Source organism: Dermatobacter hominis (assembly GCF_020715685.1).
GTDB lineage: Bacteria > Actinomycetota > Acidimicrobiia > Acidimicrobiales > Microtrichaceae > Dermatobacter > Dermatobacter hominis.
Map to the genome: position 1 here is coordinate 1,935,633 of NZ_CP085840.1, position 17,938 is coordinate 1,953,570.

At 73.8% G+C, this 17,938-nt stretch carries 16 protein-coding genes; 2 read left to right on the plus strand and 14 right to left on the minus strand.

Annotated elements, in window-relative coordinates:
- Nucleotides 1–75: 75 nt before the first annotated feature.
- Entirely contained in the window at nucleotides 76–1,284 is a 1,209-nt protein-coding gene (locus LH044_RS09095) for a glycosyltransferase (RefSeq protein WP_227759711.1), read from the minus strand.
- A 137-nt stretch (nucleotides 1,285–1,421) separates the two neighbouring features.
- On the opposite strand from LH044_RS09095, the gene LH044_RS09100 reads away from it, so the two are divergent.
- Nucleotides 1,422–2,177, plus strand: a complete 756-nt coding sequence (locus LH044_RS09100) for an enoyl-CoA hydratase (protein WP_227759712.1) — start codon at nucleotides 1,422–1,424, stop codon at nucleotides 2,175–2,177.
- Nucleotides 2,178–2,256: 79 nt separating this feature from the next.
- Here the strand turns inward: LH044_RS09100 and LH044_RS09105 are convergent, their stop codons facing one another.
- The 4 genes from LH044_RS09105 to LH044_RS09120 form a co-directional block, all read right to left on the minus strand.
- Entirely contained in the window at nucleotides 2,257–2,886 is a 630-nt protein-coding gene (locus LH044_RS09105) for a GNAT family N-acetyltransferase (RefSeq protein WP_227759713.1), read from the minus strand.
- Between the two features lie 83 nt (nucleotides 2,887–2,969).
- Nucleotides 2,970–3,884, minus strand: coding sequence for a Ppx/GppA phosphatase family protein (locus LH044_RS09110; RefSeq protein WP_227759714.1), 915 nt, complete (start codon nucleotides 3,882–3,884; stop codon nucleotides 2,970–2,972).
- Nucleotides 3,877–5,112: a DUF501 domain-containing protein gene (locus LH044_RS09115; protein WP_227759715.1), complete on the minus strand. Its 1,236-nt coding sequence runs from the start codon at nucleotides 5,110–5,112 to the stop codon at nucleotides 3,877–3,879. The genes LH044_RS09110 and LH044_RS09115 overlap by 8 nt, the downstream gene beginning before the upstream one ends.
- 64 nt (nucleotides 5,113–5,176) lie before the next feature.
- Nucleotides 5,177–6,004 (minus strand): SMP-30/gluconolactonase/LRE family protein, encoded by an 828-nt coding sequence (locus LH044_RS09120; RefSeq protein WP_227759716.1) that lies wholly within the window; start codon nucleotides 6,002–6,004, stop codon nucleotides 5,177–5,179.
- Between the two features lie 54 nt (nucleotides 6,005–6,058).
- Between LH044_RS09120 and LH044_RS09125 the strand changes: the two genes are divergently transcribed.
- Complete coding sequence (locus tag LH044_RS09125) at nucleotides 6,059–6,802, plus strand: SDR family oxidoreductase (protein ID WP_227759717.1); 744 nt, start codon at nucleotides 6,059–6,061, stop codon at nucleotides 6,800–6,802.
- 147 nt (nucleotides 6,803–6,949) lie between these two features.
- Here LH044_RS09125 and LH044_RS09130 read toward each other — a convergent pair whose 3' ends face one another.
- The 9 genes from LH044_RS09130 to LH044_RS09170 form a co-directional block, all read right to left on the minus strand.
- On the minus strand, nucleotides 6,950–7,444 hold the full coding sequence (locus LH044_RS09130) for an FtsB family cell division protein (protein WP_227759718.1): 495 nt from the start codon (nucleotides 7,442–7,444) through the stop codon (nucleotides 6,950–6,952).
- On the minus strand, nucleotides 7,441–8,736 hold the full coding sequence (gene eno / locus LH044_RS09135; RefSeq protein WP_227759719.1) for a phosphopyruvate hydratase: 1,296 nt from the start codon (nucleotides 8,734–8,736) through the stop codon (nucleotides 7,441–7,443). The genes LH044_RS09130 and eno overlap by 4 nt, the downstream gene beginning before the upstream one ends.
- Nucleotides 8,737–8,952: 216 nt before the next feature.
- Complete coding sequence (locus tag LH044_RS09140) at nucleotides 8,953–10,827, minus strand: acyltransferase family protein (RefSeq protein WP_227759720.1); 1,875 nt, start codon at nucleotides 10,825–10,827, stop codon at nucleotides 8,953–8,955.
- A 51-nt stretch (nucleotides 10,828–10,878) separates the two neighbouring features.
- Nucleotides 10,879–12,126, minus strand: a complete 1,248-nt coding sequence (locus LH044_RS09145; RefSeq protein ID WP_227759721.1) for a cytochrome P450 — start codon at nucleotides 12,124–12,126, stop codon at nucleotides 10,879–10,881.
- An 18-nt stretch (nucleotides 12,127–12,144) separates the two neighbouring features.
- The gene (locus LH044_RS09150) at nucleotides 12,145–12,900 is read right to left on the minus strand and encodes a maleylpyruvate isomerase family mycothiol-dependent enzyme (RefSeq protein ID WP_227759722.1); all 756 of its coding nucleotides are present in this window, start codon (nucleotides 12,898–12,900) and stop codon (nucleotides 12,145–12,147) included.
- A 152-nt stretch (nucleotides 12,901–13,052) separates the two neighbouring features.
- The gene (locus LH044_RS09155) at nucleotides 13,053–14,357 is read right to left on the minus strand and encodes an inositol-3-phosphate synthase (protein WP_227759723.1); all 1,305 of its coding nucleotides are present in this window, start codon (nucleotides 14,355–14,357) and stop codon (nucleotides 13,053–13,055) included.
- Between the two features lie 185 nt (nucleotides 14,358–14,542).
- Complete coding sequence (locus LH044_RS09160) at nucleotides 14,543–15,988, minus strand: MazG nucleotide pyrophosphohydrolase domain-containing protein (RefSeq protein WP_227759724.1); 1,446 nt, start codon at nucleotides 15,986–15,988, stop codon at nucleotides 14,543–14,545.
- 20 nt (nucleotides 15,989–16,008) lie between these two features.
- On the minus strand, nucleotides 16,009–17,037 hold the full coding sequence (locus LH044_RS09165; RefSeq protein ID WP_227759725.1) for a peptidylprolyl isomerase: 1,029 nt from the start codon (nucleotides 17,035–17,037) through the stop codon (nucleotides 16,009–16,011).
- Nucleotides 17,038–17,157: 120 nt separating this feature from the next.
- Entirely contained in the window at nucleotides 17,158–17,916 is a 759-nt protein-coding gene (locus LH044_RS09170) for a VOC family protein (RefSeq protein ID WP_227759726.1), read from the minus strand.
- Nucleotides 17,917–17,938 lie beyond the last annotated feature (22 nt).

The window sequence follows — 17,938 nt, forward strand, 5'->3', positions numbered from 1 at the left end:
TCGACGCTCCAGCGTCGATCCGGTGGAACAGAGCGGGCGAGGGCCGGGACCGACGGGACCCGACGGGACCGGTGGTCAGCCGGACGTCGTCGAGGCCGCGGCCGCGACCGTGTCGCGGGCGAGGCGCTCCACGTCGTCCCGGATCCCCGCCCAGGTGTAGTGCTCGTCGAAGAGCACGCGGCCCTCGTCGGCGAGGTGCTGGCGGAGCTCGCCGTCGGCGACGAGACGCAGGACGGCGCCGGCGAACGTCGTGGCGTCGTCGGCCATCAGCGCGGTCCGACCGTCCTCGACGGCGATCCCCTCGGAGCCGACCGTCGTCGTGACGATCGGGAGGTGGTTGGCGAGCGCCTCGATCACCTTGAGTCGCGTGCCCGCCCCGACCCGGATGGGCACGATCGACACGTCGGCCCGGTCGAGCTCGGCCTGCAGGTCCGCCACCGTGCCGAGCAGCTCGACGCCCTCGGCGTGGGCCTCGGACCCGAGGGCCTCGGCGCCGCGGCCGACCACGTGCACGACCACGTCGGGGCGGCCGGCCCGCACGATCGGCCACACCTCGCGCAGGAACCAGCTCATCGCCTCGGTGTTGGGCTCGTAGTCGAGCGCCCCGACGAACAGCAGGACCGGGACGTCGCCCCTCAGCTCGGTGCGGTCGCTGCGGACCTCGACGGGCGGCTCGGCCCCGTTCGGCACCACGACCGCGTTGGCGCACCCGCTGCGCGCGACGTCGAGCTCGCTGCAGACGACGACGTGGTCGACGTCGGCCGCCACGCGGCGCTGCACCGCGTCCCAGCGGCGCTCGTCGACGACGTCGAAGCCACGCGAGGTCGCCCACCGGGCCAGCGCCGCGGCGCGGCCCTTGGGCCCGTCGCCGGGATCGATCCGGGGCGGGATGCGGCGCCGGAGCCGCATCGACAGGTTCTCCAGGTTGTCGAAGTCGACGATCGCCGGCGTCCCCCCGAACAGGTCGTGGGTCGGCGACCAGGCGTCGACGTGGGAGTACCACACCAGGTCGTAGCGGTCGCGCCAGATGGCGAGCGACGCGACGAGCGCAGACCAGTCGAGCGACAGGAGCCGGCGCGGCACGTCGGCACCGAGCCAGTCCGGCAACCACTCCTTCGGGCCGGCGGGGTCGCCGATCGGCTCGGTCAGCGTGCGGGCGACGCCGGGCCACGGCGGCTGGACCGGGTCGGGCATGCCCGGGCGGAGCGGCGCCACCACGTCGACGGGCCCCGCCTGCGTGAGGCCGCCGATGATGTGGTGCAGCCGCTGTCGGTAACCATCCACGGCGGGCCATGGGTACAGTTCCGCCACCACGAGCGTGTGCAGGTCCGCGCTCCCCATCGGGTCGACCCTACCGGCCCCGAACCGACGCCACGCCCGACCCCTCCCGGCGGCGCGGCGACGACAGGAGTGCGCACCACATGGCCGAGGTCCACGTCGAACGGCGCGACGGCGTCGCCCTGCTCACCCTCGACGACCCGGCCCGCCGCAATGCGCTGTCGATGGACCTCTGCGCCGCGATCGTCGGCGCGGTCGAGGAGCTCGAGGCCGACGAGGGCATCGGCGCGCTGGTCGTGACCGGTGCGGGTCCGGCCTTCTGCGCCGGTGCGGACCTGTCGCAGCTCGGCGAGTCGCGCCGCGACGGGCTGAAGGCGATCTACGAGGGCTTCCTGCGCATCGCCCGGTCGCCCCTGCCGACGATCGCGGCGGTCAACGGCGCGGCCGTCGGCGCGGGGATGAACCTGGCGCTCGGGTGCGACGTCCGGCTCGCCGCCCGGTCGGCCCGGTTCGACACCCGCTTCCTCGACCTCGGCATCCACCCCGGCGGCGGCCACACGTGGATGTTCCAGCGCGCGGCGGGCCTGCAGGCGACGATGGCCGCCGTGGTGTTCGGTCAGGCCATCGACGGGCCGGAGGCCGAGCGGGTCGGGCTGGTGTGGCGCTGCGTCGACGACGAGGAGCTGATCGACACGGCGGTGGCGATGGCGGCACGGGCGGCGTCGGCACCCCGGGAGCTCACCCAGCGGGTGCGGGCCACCATCCTCGACGTGGCCTCGATCGACGACCACGACGAGGCCGTCGAGCGGGAGCTGGTGGACCAGCTGTGGTCGATGGACCAGCCGGCGTTCGCCGAGCGGCTGGCTGCGCTCCAGCGGAAGATCTCGTCATCGGACTGAACCGGGCCAGCGGCCGGGCGCTGGATTTCTCTGGTCCGGATCGCGACAAGGTTTGTCGCTGTGCACCCCTATATCCCGGTCAGAGGAGCCAGTTGGTGACCAGCTCGTCCCGGCGGACGTCCCACTCCTCGACCGTGATCGCGTACCGGATGTGGTCCTCCCACACCCCGTTGATCTCGAGGTAGCGCTCGGCGACGCCCTCGGGCCGGATCCCGAGCTTCTCCACCACGCGCCGGCTCGCGCCGTTGCGGGGGATGATCGAGATCTGCACCCGGTGCAGGAGCAGCTGCTCGAAGCAGAACCGCAGCACCGCCACGACCGACTCGGGCATGTAGCCCCGGCCGGCCAGCGACTCGTCGATCCAGTACCCGACGTACGCGCTCTGGTGGGCCCCGCGGTGGATCGAGTTCACGTTGATCTCGCCGGCGAACTCGCCGTCCACGAAGATCCCGAACCCGTAGCCCGTCCCGAGCTGGATCTCCCGCATCCGCACCGAGCAGCGCGACGAGAACGCGGCGCGGTCCTCGACCGTGTCGGGCTGGCCCGGGATCCGGCGCGGCTCCCACTTCGTGAGCCAGTCGTTGCACCGCCGGCGCACCTCGCGCCACGAGTCGAAGTCGTGCACGCTCAGCGGCCGCAGGAGGACGCGACGACCGGTGAGCGTCACCGGTGCGATCGTCGGATCCGGCAGTGGCTTGCGGCGCAGCACCGGCGGAGCATACCGACAGGCGCCACGGGAACCGGTCCCGGAGCACCGACGCCGCCACCCCCCTCCCTCGGGCGACGGCCGCCTCAGACCGGGTCGAGCAGCGACATGACGAGGCCGTCGAGGATGTCCGACTCGGACACCAGGCACTCCTCGAACCCGTAGGTCCGGAACAGCTGGACGAGCACGCAGCAACCGCCGACGATCACGTCGGCCCGCTCCCGCTCGAGGCCCGGGTTGTGCACCCGATCGGCGAGCGGCTCGGTGGCGAGCGTGCGGAACACGTCCTCGACCGCCTCGTGGGTGAGCACGAAGTGGTGGATCACCTCGGGGTCGTAGGTGGCGAGGCCGATCTCGACCGCGGCGACGTTGGTGACCGTCCCGGCCAGGCCGATGAACCGGGTCGGCGCGCTCACGCCGGGAAGCACGCGCTGCACGTCCTGGAGGTGCTGCTCCACGATCGAGAGGGCGTTCGACAGCTCCTCCGGCAGGGGCGGATCGCCGTGGAGGTACTTCTCGGTCAGCCGGACGCAGCCCATGTCGACCGACACGGCGCCCTCGAGCTGCGTGCCGCCGACGGCGAACTCGGTCGAGCCTCCGCCGATGTCGATGACGACGAACGGGCCCTCGGTCGGGTCCAGCGCCGAGGTCGCGCCCCGGTACGACAGCTGCGCCTCCTCCTCGCCCGACAGGAGCTCCGGGCGGGTGCCCAGGATCTCCTCGGCGGCGGCGAAGAACTCGTCGCGGTTGGCGGCGTCGCGCGAGGCGGAGGTGGCGGCCATGCGGACCCGGGTCGCCCCGAGCCGGTCCATCTCGCCCTTGTACTCGCGCAGCACGTCGAGGGTCCGCTCGACGGCGGCCGGATCGAGCCGGCCGGTGGCGTCGACGCCCTGGCCGAGGCGCGTGATGCGCATCAGGCGCAGCAGCGGGCGCTCGCCGTCGGAGACGAGCAGGCGGACGGAGTTGGTGCCGCAGTCGATGGCGGCGACGGGTTCAGCCACCAGTGGGCTCCTCGGGTGGTTCGGCGTCCGACGGTCGGGCTGCACCCCGGTCGGGGTGCGACCGCGAGTCTGCGCCGTCCGGCTCGGAGCTGTCAGGTCGTGGTGCGGCGGCGTCACCGTCGGCCGTGCGGAGGGCGGCGTCGCCGCCGGTGGCGAGGGCGGCACCGGCGCCGATGGCCAGCAGCTCCGGCGGGAGCCGATCGGCGACCCAGCGCCCCACCGGATCGTCGCCGGTCGCAAGGTGGTGCGCGTAGTGGGTGTGCAGGCACTTCACGCCGGTGCGGGTGCCGCCGACGCCGCCCGACGGCGCCGGGCCCGTGTGGCCGGCGGGCAGGGCGGCGTCGCGCTCGGCGGCATACCGGGCGTGGGTGGCGGCCAGCTCGGCGGCGTCGACCTCGCGCTCTGCCGAGTCCACCCCGCCGGCCGACTCGAGCCGCCCGATCTCCTTGTTCAGATCGGGGTCGACGAGCCAGTAGCGGGTGGGCATCGGACGCCCGTCGGGCAGGAGCGGCGCGTTACGGATCACGACCGGGGCGCCACCCGCTCGGCGGACCACGACGTCGAACGGCGCCAGCGGCTCGCGCCCGAGGAGCGCGCGCACCGCGGCCCGGTCGGCCGGGCTCGCGGCCCCGGAGGCCGTCGGCGGCCGCAGGTCATCGGCCCGGTCGACGTCGCGGGCCGACCCCGGCACCTCGACGGTCGCCACCAGGTCGGGCCGGGACCGCATCAGCACCCTGGCCCCCTCGTCGCCGTCGGACGGCAGCTCGGCCCAGAGCGACCGATCGATCCGGACCGGCGGGCTCGGCCGACCCCCGAACGAGGCGGTGACGAGCGGACCGTCCGCGCCGGCCACGAGGCGCCAGGCCTCGGCGCCGACGTCGGGCATGTCGCCGAGGCCGACCACCACCGCGTCGGCACCCCGAGCGGCCGCGGCGGCGACGCCGGTCCGCAGCGACGATGCCTGGCCGTCGGCCCAGTCGGGGTTTGCGACGACCTCCACGCCGCTCAGGTCGCCGAGGACCTCGCCGACGTCGACCGCGCCGGCCACGACGACGACGTCGCCGATGCCGGCCGCCACCGCCGCGGCCACTGCCCGGCGCAGGACCGGCACGCCGGCGTCGTCGGCGAGCAGCTTGTGCCCGTCGCCCTCGAACCGGGACCCCGCGCCGGCCGCCAGCACGACGGCGACCGTGCGCCCCGTCGTGGCGCCAGGGCCGTGGTCGGTCATGGTCCGGACTGTACCGGCGGGCCTCCCGACGCCCGGCGGGACGCCGGCGGGCCTCGGTCCGGGGTCAGGTCGCGAGTCGGGCCCGGGGCTCGGGCCGACCCGTCACGCCGAGCCCGTCGACGACGTACAGCGGCCCGTCGATCGCCGTCACGAACAGGCGGTCGAGGCCCGGCCCGCCGAAGGTGACGTCGGTCGGGTCGGCCGTCGGCAACGGGATCGTGGTGTCGAGTCCGTCCACCGTGAACCGGGCCAGCTGGCCGCCGCCCACCAGCGCGGTCCAGTAGCCGCCCTCGGCGTCGACGGTCGCGCCGTCGGGGTGGCCGTCGAGGTCGCCGACGGCCCCGAACACCCGGCGCGGACCGACCGCTCCCGTCGACGGCTCGTAGTCGTACGCGTAGTAGTCGGCCGACGTGTCGCCGATCAGGAGCGTCGGGGTGCCGTCGAGGTCGACGACCGCCGGGCCGTTCGTGTTCGAGATGTCGGGGTCGACGAGCCGCCAGCCGTCGGTCGCGGACCACCACCACGAGCTGCCCTCCGCCGGACCCAGGTTGAGGCGGCCGGTGATCACGTGCCCGTCGAGATCGGCGCAGGCGTCGTTGGCCCGACCACCGAGCTCGTCGGGGTACCGGGCCACCAGCTCCTCGGTGCGGGCGTCGGGGTCGACGGCGACCAGGCCCTCGTCCACCACGACGAGCAGGCGGCCGTCCTCGGTCGGCACCACGCCGGTCGGCATCGACGACAGGGCGAAGCCGTGCACCTCGCCCTCGCCGCCGTCGAGCCAGTGCAACGTGCCGCCGAGGCAGTCGACCAGGTACAGGCGCTCACGGCGGTCGTCCCACACCACGCTCTCGCCCCACGCGTACGTCGTGTCGCCCACCGGGCTGATGTCCATCGCACGAGCCTGTCACGATCCCGCGCCGGCGGGCCCGGTGGGTACGTTGTCGCCATGGACCTGGGCATCAGCGGGAGGCGGGCGGCGGTGGCGGCGGGGACGGCCGGGCTCGGGCTCGGCGCGGCCCGGGCGCTGGCGGCCGAGGGCGTGGCGGTCGCGGTCTGCGGCCGCGACGGCGACAAGGTGGCCGCCACCGTCGCCGAGCTGGGCGGATCGGCGGCCGGGGTGGTCGCCGACCTGTCGAGCACCGACGAGGCCGAGCGCTTCGCCACCGAGGCGGCCGAGCGCCTGGGCGGGCCGCTCGACATCCTGGTGTGCAACGCGGGCGGGCCGCCGAGCGGGAACTTCGCCAGCACCGGCCTCGACGCCTACCGCGCCGCGCTGGAGCTGAACTTCCTGTCGACGATCGCCCTGTGCCAGGTCGCCGTGCCGGGCATGCGGGAGCGGGGGTGGGGTCGGGTCGTGGCGATCAGCTCGATCGGCGCCCGCCAGCCGATCGGGGGGCTCATCGCCAGCTCGACCGCCCGGGCCGCGGTCACCAGCTTCCTGAAGGTGCTGTCGACCGAGGTGGCGCCCGACGGCGTCACGGTGAACAACCTGCAGCCCGGCCTGCACGCCACCGCCCGCATGACCGAGCTCTACCGGGGCCGGCCCGACACCGCCGGCATCCCGGCCGGCTTCGCCGGCGATCCCGACGACTTCGGCGCCGTCGCCGCGTTCCTCTGCTCGCAGCAGGCGCGCTTCGTCACCGGCGTGGGCCTGCACGTCGACGGTGGCGCCTACCAGGGCCTCCAGTAGCCGTCGCCCGACCCCGCCGCTCGACCGCCGAGCGCTTCGTTCCCAGATCCTGGGGTGTTCGCCCCAGGATCTGGGAACAGAGCGAGGGCGGGCGAGCGCGGGCCGGGCGAGCGCGGGCCGGGCGAGTGACGGGCGGAGGAGAGGGGGTCAGCCGCCGCCGGCGGCGGTGCGCACGGCGTCGTCGATCCGGTCGAAGGGCCACGCCCTCGGCATGACGAGACCGGCGGTCGTCGGCGGGAGCACCGAGTAGGACTCCTCGCCGACCTCGACGAGGCCGTAGTCGCGACGGGCGATGCGGGCGATCTCGTCGGGGTCCGACAGCCGCTGCTGCCGGGCCTGGAGCTCGTCGTTCTCGCGCTCGAGCTCGTCGAGCTCCGACTTCGCCGCGCCGACCTCGGACTGCTGGTGGAGGTAGCTGCGGACCGGCAGCGCCACGAGCACGACCGTCACGGCGACGACCGTGGCGATCACGGCCGAACGCCGGCCGAGCAGACCGAACCGGTGGCCCTCCGCCGGCTCGTCGTCGCGGGCGCGCCGCGGTCCGACCCTGCGGCGGTCGCGCAGGTCGACGGTGCCCCGAGCCGCGCCCCTGGCGCCGGCTGCACCCGACGAGCGGGACGGTCGCCGGGTGCGGCCGGTCACGCCGGGTGCTTCCCCAGCGGGGCCAGCGCGGCGGCACCGCGGTAGACGGCGGCCTCGCCCAGCTGCTCCTCGATGCGCAGCAGCTGGTTGTACTTGGCGACGCGGTCGGAGCGGGCGGGCGCGCCCGTCTTGATCTGGCCGCAGTTCGTGGCGACGGCCAGGTCGGCGATGGTGACGTCCTCGGTCTCGCCCGAGCGGTGCGACATGACCGACGTGTAGGAGCGGCGGGTGGCCAGCTCGACCGCCTCGAGGGTCTCGGTCAGCGAGCCGATCTGGTTGACCTTGACCAGGATCGAGTTGGCGACGCCGAGGTCGATGCCCCGGGCGAGCCGCTCCGAGTTGGTCACGAACAGGTCGTCGCCGACGAGCTGCACCCGGTCGCCGACCTTGGCGGTCAGCGCCGCCCAGCCGTCCCAGTCCTCCTCGGCCATGCCGTCCTCGATCGACACGATCGGGTACCGGTCGCAGAGGTCGGCGAGGTAGTCGGCGAACTCGGCGGAGCTGAGCGAGCGGCCCTCGCCCGCGAGGGTGTAGACGCCGTCGGCGAAGAACTCGGTGGAGGCGGCGTCGAGCGCGATCGAGATCTCGTCGCCGGGGACGCGGCCGGCCCGCTCGATGGCCTCGACGAGCAGGGCCACCGCCTCTTCGTTGCTGCCGAGGTCCGGGGCGAAGCCGCCCTCGTCGCCGATGGCGGTCGACAGGCCGCGCTCGTGCACCACCTTCTTGAGCGTGTGGTAGCACTCCGCACCCCAGCGCAGGGCCTCGGAGAACGAGGCGGCGCCGACCGGCATGAACATGTACTCCTGCAGGTCGACGTTGTTGTCGGCGTGCTCGCCGCCGTTGATCACGTTGAGCATCGGCACCGGGAGCACGCAGGCGTTCGGACCGCCGACGTACCGGTAGAGCGGGAGGTCGAGCTCGGTCGCGGTCGCCTTCGCCGCAGCGAGCGAGACGCCGAGGATCGCGTTGGCGCCGAGCCGGCCCTTGTTGTCGGTGCCGTCCAGGTCGAGGAGGATCCGGTCGAGGTCGCGCTGGTCGACCGCGTCGAAGCCGAGCAGCGCGTCGGCGATCTCGCCGTTCACGTTCTCGACCGCGTTCAGGACGCCCTTGCCGCCGAAGCGGTCGTCGTCGCCGTCGCGGAGCTCGACCGCCTCGAAGGCCCCCGTCGACGCGCCGGACGGGACCGCGGCGCGACCGATCGCACCCGAGTCCAGCTCGACCTCGACCTCGACGGTCGGGTTCCCCCGGGAGTCCAGGATCTCCCGCGCCAGGATGCCTTCGATGATGCTCACGCCTGTTCCTCCACCTGCGTCGGGCCCGCAGTCGATCCGGGCCGGTCGTCGTCATCGACCGTCGTGGGGGCCGATCAGCCGGGTCCGCGCTGGGGACACCGTACCGGCGGCATCTTGCCAGCACCGGGCAATCGCCCCCACATCCGAACCCTCCGGACGGTCGGCCACGACCCGTTCCGAGCGCGCCGCACCAGCGGTCCGGGGACGAGCCCGCAGCTAGAGGTTGCTGCGGATGAGGTCGGCGTAGGCCCGCGCGCCCGCGGGCCGCAGATGGGCGCCGTCGGGCGCGAACCACTCGGGGTGGTCGGCCGAGAGGCCGTGCCAGTCCACGAGCACGGCGTTCGGGTGGCGCTCGGCCGCGTCGGCGAGGCGCTGGTTGACGAGGTCCTGCCAGGGCCGCTCGACCTTGGCGTTCACGAGCAGCACCTGGCGGTCGCCCGCGATCTCGAACAGCCGGTCGAGGTCGCCGTCGGAGAACGTCCCGTTCGTCCCCGCGTGGATGATGATCGGACCGGGCGCCTTGCCCTCGGACACGAACCACTGCACGACCTGCAGGACGGTGTCGAACTGCCGCCCGACCTTGGCGTTGACGGTCAGGCCCGGCATCGCGGTCTTGAGCGGACCCGACGCACCGAGCATGACCGAGTCGCCCACGGCGACGGCGTTGGTCGCGGTCTGGGTCACGCCGACCGTCGTCGCGGGCGCGACCGGCGGCGCCGTCGCCGGCGCCACGGCCTGACCCGCCACCGTCGTCGGCGGCAGCGTCGTGGTCGTCGTCGGCGGCGCGGTCGAGGTCGTCATCGCCTCCTCGAGGTCGGGCACGGCCGCGGCCTCGAGGGCGATCTTCTCCCGGTCGGGGCTGCTGGCGGCCTGCTGGAGCCCCATGGCGATCAGCGCCACCAGGGCGAGGCTCGTGCCGCCGACGATCGTGAGCTGGCGTGCGTAGGCCGCACGGCGCTGGCCCGTCGACTCCCGGAACGAGCGCCACCAGCTGCCCAGCGCGCCGGAGCGGAGCGGCTGCTCGACGTACCGGTACGACACCTCCGCCGCGCCCATCGTCAGCCCGATCCGGAGCACGAACACCGGCCACCCGGTGAACGGCAGGTCGAGCTCGGGCCGCGTGACCATGAAGATCGGCCAGTGCCAGAGGTAGATCGAGTACGAGCGCACGCCGATCCAGCGCAGCGGCGCCCACCCCAGCACCTTGTGCAGCTGGCTCGCGGGGTGCACGAGCACCGCGATCACGACGACGCAGATGACGTCGAGCAGCAGCATGCCGCCCCGATAGATGAACGGGTCGAACGCGTTGACGCGGACGAAGAACCAGGCGATGAGCAGCAGCCCGGCCACGCCGGCGGCGTCCAGCGCCCTCCCGGCGCTGGCGGCCGCCCGGCCCCGCGTCCGCCACGGCGCCCACAGCACGGCGAGCAGCGCGCCCACCAGCAGGCCCGACGCCCTGGTGAAGGTCGAGTAGTAGACGGCGGAGGGGTCGGTGAACTCCTCGAAGCGGATCGCCATCCAGGCGGCGGAGGCGAGCGAGAGGCCGCCGAGGATCCACGCCACCTTCTTGCGGCCGACCTTGGCCATCCCGAGCGCGAACACCGCCGGGAAGACGACGTAGAACTGCTCCTCGATCGCGAGCGACCAGAGGTGCTGCAGCAGCGGTGGCCGGCCGGCCTGCGCGAAGTACGACTCGTTCAGGTAGATCTGCCACCAGTTCGAGACGTAGAGGAGTGCGGCCAGCACGTCGCCGCCCATGCGCCCGGCCGCGTCGCGGTAGACGAGGAGCGACGCGACCGAGACCACGAGCAGCAGCAGGTAGAGCGCCGGCAGCAGGCGCCGGGCGCGACGGCCCCAGAACTGCCGCAGCGAGATGGCGCCGCTGTGGTGGCGCTCGTCGATCAGCAGCGCGGTGATGAGGAAGCCGCTGACGACGAAGAACACCTCGACGCCGAGGAAGCCGCCCGGCATCCATCCGACGTCGGCGTGGTAGAGCACCACCGCCGTGACCGCGATCGCGCGCAGGCCGTCGAGCGACGGCCGATAGCCCAGCTTCGGGGGCGCGACAGGTGGAGCGGTGGCCGTGGCCATTCCCGTCATTCTGGTCGCTGGGACCCCCTCGGCTGGGGACGGGGTGTGGGTCTACCCAGCACCACCCTGGGCGGTCGCGGCGGGCCGGGGACCGGCATCGGGACGGGGCGTCAGGCGCACCCGGAACGACCGCACGGCGCGGGCGAAGATGTTCGGCTCGACGTCCGGCTCGGTGACCACGACGGGCGGTTCGAAGCGTCGGGTGAGCTCGCGGAACAGCGCCTGCAGCTCCCGTCGGGCCAGGTTCGCACCCAGGCAGAAGTGCGTGCCGTGGCCGAACGCGACGTGGGGGTTGGGGCTGCGGGTGACGTCGAACGTGAAGGGGTGGACGAACACGTCCTCGTCCCGGTTGGCCGACGGGTAGAGCAGCACGACGCGGTCGCCCTCGGCCACGGGACGGCCGCCGATGGTGGCGTCCGCCGTCGCGGTGCGGAAGAAGTTGTTGAGCGGCGTCACCCAGCGGATCAGCTCCTCGACCGCGGTCGTCACCACCTCGGGTTCGGCCGCCATCCGCTCCCAGGAGTCGGGGTGGTCCGCCAGGACGCGGATCCCGTGGGAGATCACCGTGCGGGTGGTCTCGGCGCCGCCGGCGATGAACAGGCCGACCTCGTGGATCATCCGGTTGGGCCCGTACCCGCCCTCGCCGTGCAGGTCGGTGTTGGCCCAGACCGACAGGAGGTCGTCCATCGGGCACGCCTGCTTCTCGGGCAGGACCGAGCCGACCGTCTGGGCGAACTCGCCGATGGCCTCGAAGAGGTCCTCGGCCGCGGACTGGTCGTGCGGCGCGGCGTCGATCCGCATGAGCCGCTCGGACCAGCGCTTCACGTCGGGCCAGCGGTCCTCGGGCAGGCCGAGCAGCCGGGCCGTGAGCCGGCACGGCAGCGGGGCGGCCAGCGCCTCGACGACGTCGACCGACCCCGACTCGTCGGCGCCGGCGGCCAGGCCGTCGAGCAGGCCGTCGACCGTCGTCGCGACCCAGTCGTCCTGGTCGCGGACGGCCCGGGGCGTGAACCGGCTCGACACCAGGCGGCGCTGGGCGACGTGGCCCGGGTCGTCCTGGGCGATGATGCTGTTCTCCTCGGGGGCCCACCACGAGCGGTAGCCCCGGGCCGACGAGAACACGGCGGCGTTGCGCTCGACCTCGAGCACGTCGGCGTGGCGGGTGACGGCCCACAGGCCGTTGGCCTCGTCCCGGTAGAGGGGCTCGTTGGCCCGCATCCACGCCCACAGGTCGTGTGGGTCCGTGCGGTACAGCTCCGGGTCGAGCAGGTCCGGCTCGGGACGGGTCGCGATGGCCATGGCCCGACAGTCTGCCGGTCAGTTGCCGCCGATGGAGGTCCAGGCCGACGCGACCGCCTCGTCGCCGATGACCTCGATCGAGCCGTCGGGGATGTCACGGCCCCAGAGGCGGAGCAGCAGGTGCTCGGCCGTTCCCCGGATCGCGGCGTCGCCCTTGCGGTGCGATCGGTCGAGCACGTACTCGCCGTCGACGACCTCCACGGTCCACTCACCCGGCGTGTCGGTGCAGTGGAGGTGGGCGCTGCCCGGGGGGAGCACGATGCCGTCGCGCTCCACCTTCCGGGGGACGATCACCTCGAGGTACTCGTCGACGCCGTCGGCGGCGAGCGCCGGGTCCATCTCCCTCGGCGAGGCGACCGCCGCCTCGGCGTCCCACCGGTGGAGCGCCGTCTCGTGCGTCTGCCGTCGGAGCCACACCGCGATCGTCGGGTCGGGGATCGGGAACGGGGTCCACGTGGGCGCGTCGAGCGGCGCGGCGTCGAGCGCGTTCGCCAGACCGATCGCCCCGTCGCCGAACCAGCGGGCCAGCGCGTCGGCCTCCTCGGGCGGCGGCTCCGACAGCGGGTCGGTGGCGCGGGCCCGGGCGGGTGGGGCACCGGTCTCGACGCACTCCCGCGCCCAGCGGTGGACCCCGCCGAGGTGCTCGACGAGGTCCCGCAGCGTCCAGCCCGGGCACGAGGGGACGGGGGCCGACAGGTCGGTGACGATCAGCTCGGTGATGCGGGCCGAGTCGTTGCGGAGGCGCACGGTGTCCTGGACGGCGGGCGTGGTCACGGACCGAGACGCTACCGGGCGCCCGACGGTCCCCCGGAGCCGATCCGCCGCCCCCCGTTCTGTCGCCTCCCGTTCTGTGATGCTCGATACGTCGACATCGACGTATCGAGCATCACAGAACGGGACAGCGGGTCCGGGTCGGTGCGGTCGGGCTACTCGGCCTCGGAGTGCGTGACCGCGGCCTCGCCCATCCACTCGCGCAGCGTGTTCTTCAGCTTCGTCTGCTGGATGAAGATGTCGTGCTCGGGCGCGACGCCGCCGGCCGGCTGGGGCGACTTCCAGTAGAAGCTGAGCCACTCCTGGACGCCCGACTGGCCGGCGCGCTGGGCGAGGTCGAGGAACAGCGCGAGGTCGAGCACGATCGGGGCGGCGAGGATCGAGTCGCGGCAGAGGAAGTCGACCTTGATCTGCATCGGGTAGCCCATCCACCCGTAGATGTCGATGGCGTCCCACCCCTCCTTGTTGTCGCCGCGGGGCGGGTAGTAGTTGATCCGCACGACGTGGTCGATGTTCCCGTAGAGCTCCGGGTACACGTCGGGCTGCAGGATCGTGTCGAGCACGCCGAGCTTCGAGACCTCCTTGGTCTTGAAGTTCTCGGGGTCGTCGAGCACCTCGCCGTCGCGGTTGCCGAGGATGTTGGTGGAGTACCAGCCCCGCATGCCGAGCATCCGGGCCTTGAACCCCGGCGCCAGGATCGTCTTCATCAGCGTCTGGCCGGTCTTGAAGTCCTTGCCGGTGATCGGCACGCCGTTGCGCACCGCGAGCTCCTCCATGCACGGCAGGTCGGTGCTCAGGTTCGGCGCGCCGTTGGCGAAGGGAACGCCCGAGGCGAGCGACGCGTACACGTACAGCTGGCTCGGCGAGATGTTGTCGTCGTCGGCCCGGAGCCCGGCCTCGAACGCCTCGATCGTCTGGTGGACCGCGGAGGGCTCCTGGTACGCCTCGGTCGACCCGCACCACACCATCACCAGGCGGTCGCACTCGTTCTCGGTGCGGAACCGCTCGATGTCGGCGATCAGCTGCTGCGCGAGGTCCCACTTCGACTCGCCCGTCTTCACCCGCACGCCGTCCAGGCGCTTGACCCAGCGCTGGTCGAACACGGCCGGCATGGCGTTGATGCCCTCGAGCTCGCCCGACAGCGGCGCGAGGTCGCGCTCCTCGAGCACGCCGGCGGTGCGAGCGGCCTCGAGCGCGTTCGGCGAGATGGGGTCCCACCCGCCGAAGACGACGTCGTCCAGCCCCGCCAGCGGGACGAAGTCCTTGATCATCGGGTTGCGGCCCTCCTCTCGGCGACCGAGCCGGATGTGGGCCATCTGGGTCAGCGAGCCGACGGGGACGGCGAGCCCCTGGCGTGCCGCCAGCACACCGGCGTAGGCCGTGGAGGCGACGGCTCCCATGCCGGGCGTGAGGATCCCCAGGCGGCCGGACGCGGGAGCGATCTGCAGCGGTTCAGGCATGGCCGCACTCTAGGACTCCCCCACCGCGGGCACCTCTGCGGCCACCCACGCGCCGAGGTCCCCGCACGGTCCACCCCAGCCCGCACCCCGACCGCGCCCGCTTTCGCAGCGATCTCTGTCGGCAGACGACAGAAACCGCTGCGAAAGCGGCGCGTGTGGGCTGACGGGCGACGGCGGGCCGGGCGTCAGCCGGGATGCTCGACGGCGCGGTAGCGGGCCTCGTCGGCGTCGATGCGGCGCCGCAGCGCGTCCTCGGGATCGACGCCGGCCCGACGGGTGACGTCGACGACCGCGGCCAGCAGCGCGCCCACCCGTTCCACATCGCCCGGCTCGGCCGCCACGGCACCGGCGAGCGCCGCCAGTGCGCCCGAGCTCACCGCAGGATCCGGCGCGGCCGCCCCGCGATCGGGCTCGCCGGCGCCGGCCCGGTCGGCGGCGGCCCGGTCGTCATCGACGTCGCCGTCGCCGGCGGGGCCCAGCCCGAGGGCCTCGGCCTTGCGCTGGACCTTCATCGCCCGGGTCAGGGCCGGCAGGGCGTGCGGGATGCCGTCGAACGCCGAGTCGCGGCCCTGCTCGGCCCGCTTGGTCGCCTCCCAGACCGAGATCGCGCCCTCGACGCCGGCGTCCGCGGGCCGGCCCTCGGTCGCCCGCACCAGGCCCTCATTGCGGCTCACCAGCTTGTCGTGGATCGCCCGGGCGACGTCCGACAGGTCGAACCACCCCGCCTCGGCGCCGAGCGCGGCGTGGAACACCACCTGGTAGAGCAGGTCGCCGAGCTCGCTGGTCAGCTCCTCGGCGCCGTCGCCCGTGTCGGGGTCGTAGGCGTCGATCGCCTCCAGGACCTCGTAGGCCTCCTCGAGGAGGAAGCGCTTCAGCGAGTCGTGCGTCTGGTCGGCCTTCCACGGGTCGCTGACGCGCAGCTCCCTCATCAAGGCCTCGAACCGGGCGACCTCGGGCGCCACCGGCGCAGCGAGCCGGGGGATCCACAGCGACGTGAGGTGGTCCGGCTCGACCGAGCGGTCGAGCTCGTCCCACGCCACCTCGACGATCCGCTCGTCGGGCAGGCCGAGCCGCTGGAGGACGACGACGGGCTGGTCGGGCGGTTCGTCGACGGTGAGCTTGATGTCCGACAGCACCCACCGGCTGTCGCACTGGCCCACCAGCATCGGGCCGCGCTCCCCTGCCGCCTCCACGTCGAACCGGTGCCCGTCGACCAGCCGCACGCCCTGCTCCACCGGATCGACGCCGAGCCGGGCCCAGGTGAGGTCGAGGAACGACAGCGCCGGGTGCAGGACGGCGGTCACGCGCTCGTCGGCGACCAGCAGCTCGACCGTGTGCTCGGCGACGACGGGCGACCCGGGGACCGCGTAGACGACGCGGCCGTGGTCGGCCGCCGCGGCGACGAGGGCGTCGACGATCGCCGGGTAGACCTCGTCGATCGACCCGGCCGCCTCGTAGACGTCGTCGAAGCTCCGGGTCCCCGGCGGCAGCACCGTGGCCGCGGGGTGGCGGGTCGTGCGCACGAACGTCGGCGCCCCGCTGCCGAGCAGCGCCGACGCGCCCGTCGTCACCAGGTCCGGGCCGGCCGGCCCGAGGCCGACCACCTCGACGACGGGTGGCCCGGGTGGCACGGCTGCGATCGCCCGGCCCGTCAGGGCGTGGCGCCGGCCGCGCCGGCGGTCACGTCGTCGGGCGAGCCGGACGGCGCCGCGGCGCCGATCGGCGTGGCCGGCGGCACCACGGTGAGGCCGGAGCCCTGGGACGTGACCGTCCGGCTGCCGTACTGCGGATCGATCGTGACGTGCTCGTTGACGCGGATGTTCAGCCAGACGCCGGGGCCCGACTGGGCGGCGGCCTGGGCGATCTGCTCGAGCTGGTCACGGGCGTCCTCGAACGACAGGCGCGGCTTCGACTCGACCTCGAACCACACGACGGAGTCCTCGCCCTCGATCGCGCCCTCGACGGGGCCCACCAGGCGGCCGGTCCGGGCGGACCCGATCCGATCCGCGAGGCCCTCGGGCAGGTACTTGAGCGGCAGGCACTGGTCGGGCGTGGCAGCCAGGTTGCTGCCCTCGACGTCGTCGACGACCTCCTCCAGCTCGGCACCGCCGGCGAGCGCCTTCCGGGCCGCCGCCACGTCGTCGGCCGGGACCACGATCGCGGCCATGCAGACCTGGTCCCAGTAGCTCGGCACGCCGTCGTACAACGTCCGCAGGTCCTCGTCGGAGGACGGGTCGATGTCGGCGAGCGCCTGCTGGAGCGCTGCGCCGTCGACGAGGTAGCGCAGGACGACGTCGCGGGCGTGGCCCTCGAGGCGCGGCGCCTGCTCGTCGATCCGCTGCTCCGCCTGCGCCTTGGCCGCCTCGAGGTCGTCACCCGTCGGTGCGACGCCGAACCGGGCGACCTCCTGCGCCTGGACCTCGGTGGTGATGAGGAACGACAGGACCTGGCGGGCCGACGCGCCGTCGAGCACCCCGGGCTGCTGGTCCTCGATCGCCTGGGCGGTCAGGGCCGTCGTGAAGGCGTCGTTCCGGGCGAGCGCGTCGACCTCGGACGCGGGGATCACGGTGTCGCCCACGGTCGCCGCCGTGTCGTCGGCGATGATCCCGCACCCGGTGGTGGCGAGGACGCCGGCGAGACCGACGGCGGTGAGCGACAGGAGGACCCGCGGACGACGCATGGGCGCGGATGCTACCGACCGCACCGCGCGATCGTTCAACGCCGGGACCGCCCGCAACGCCCTCGCTCGGCGATCGCTCAGCCGCCCTCAGGACCGCCGGGCGGCGGCCCGGCCGTCGGATCAGTCGTCGGCCTCGGTCATGGCGCCCACGCCGAACACCGCGCCACCCGGCGCCGCCACCACGGCACCCCGGCCGAAGCTCATGTCCTCGGGCGGCATGAACACCTGGCCGCCCAGGTCGACCACCTGCGCCACCGTGGCGTCGCAGTCGTCGACGGCGAACCACACGGTCCAGAACGGCGGTTCGCCGTCGCCCGCGGGGTGCACGCCGCACAGCGTGGCGCCCGCGGCATCGGTGAAGATCCCGCCGCCGTCGTGCTCCTGCAGCTGCCAGCCGAACAGGGCGCCGTAGAACGCGGCCGACGCGGCGAGGTCGGGGGTGGCGAGCTCGTTCCAGACGAACGTGTTCGGGTCGTTCACGATCTGGGCGCCGATGTGGCCGCCCCCCTTCCACAGGCCGATGAACGCCCCGTTCGGGTCCGCGACCATGCCGAAGGTGCCCTTCGTCGGGATCTCGGCCGGACCGGCGACGACCTCGCCCCCGGCGTCGGCGGCGATCGCGAGCGACCGCTCGACGTCGTCGGTCGCCACCGCCACCGACCAGGCGTCGGGCATCGGGCCGCCCATCTTGGGGCCGGCACCCGCGACCGTGAGGCCGTCGAGGCGGAAGTTGGTGTAGCCGCCGGCGTCGGGCACGTCGGAGATGTCGGGCTCCCACCCGAACAGCTCCCCGTAGAAGGCCCGGGCGCCCTCCAGGTCGTCGACCGACACGTCGGCCCAGCAGGGCACCCCCGGCTCGTACGAATCTCGTCGTCCCATGCTGTCCCTCCGGTCGGCAGGC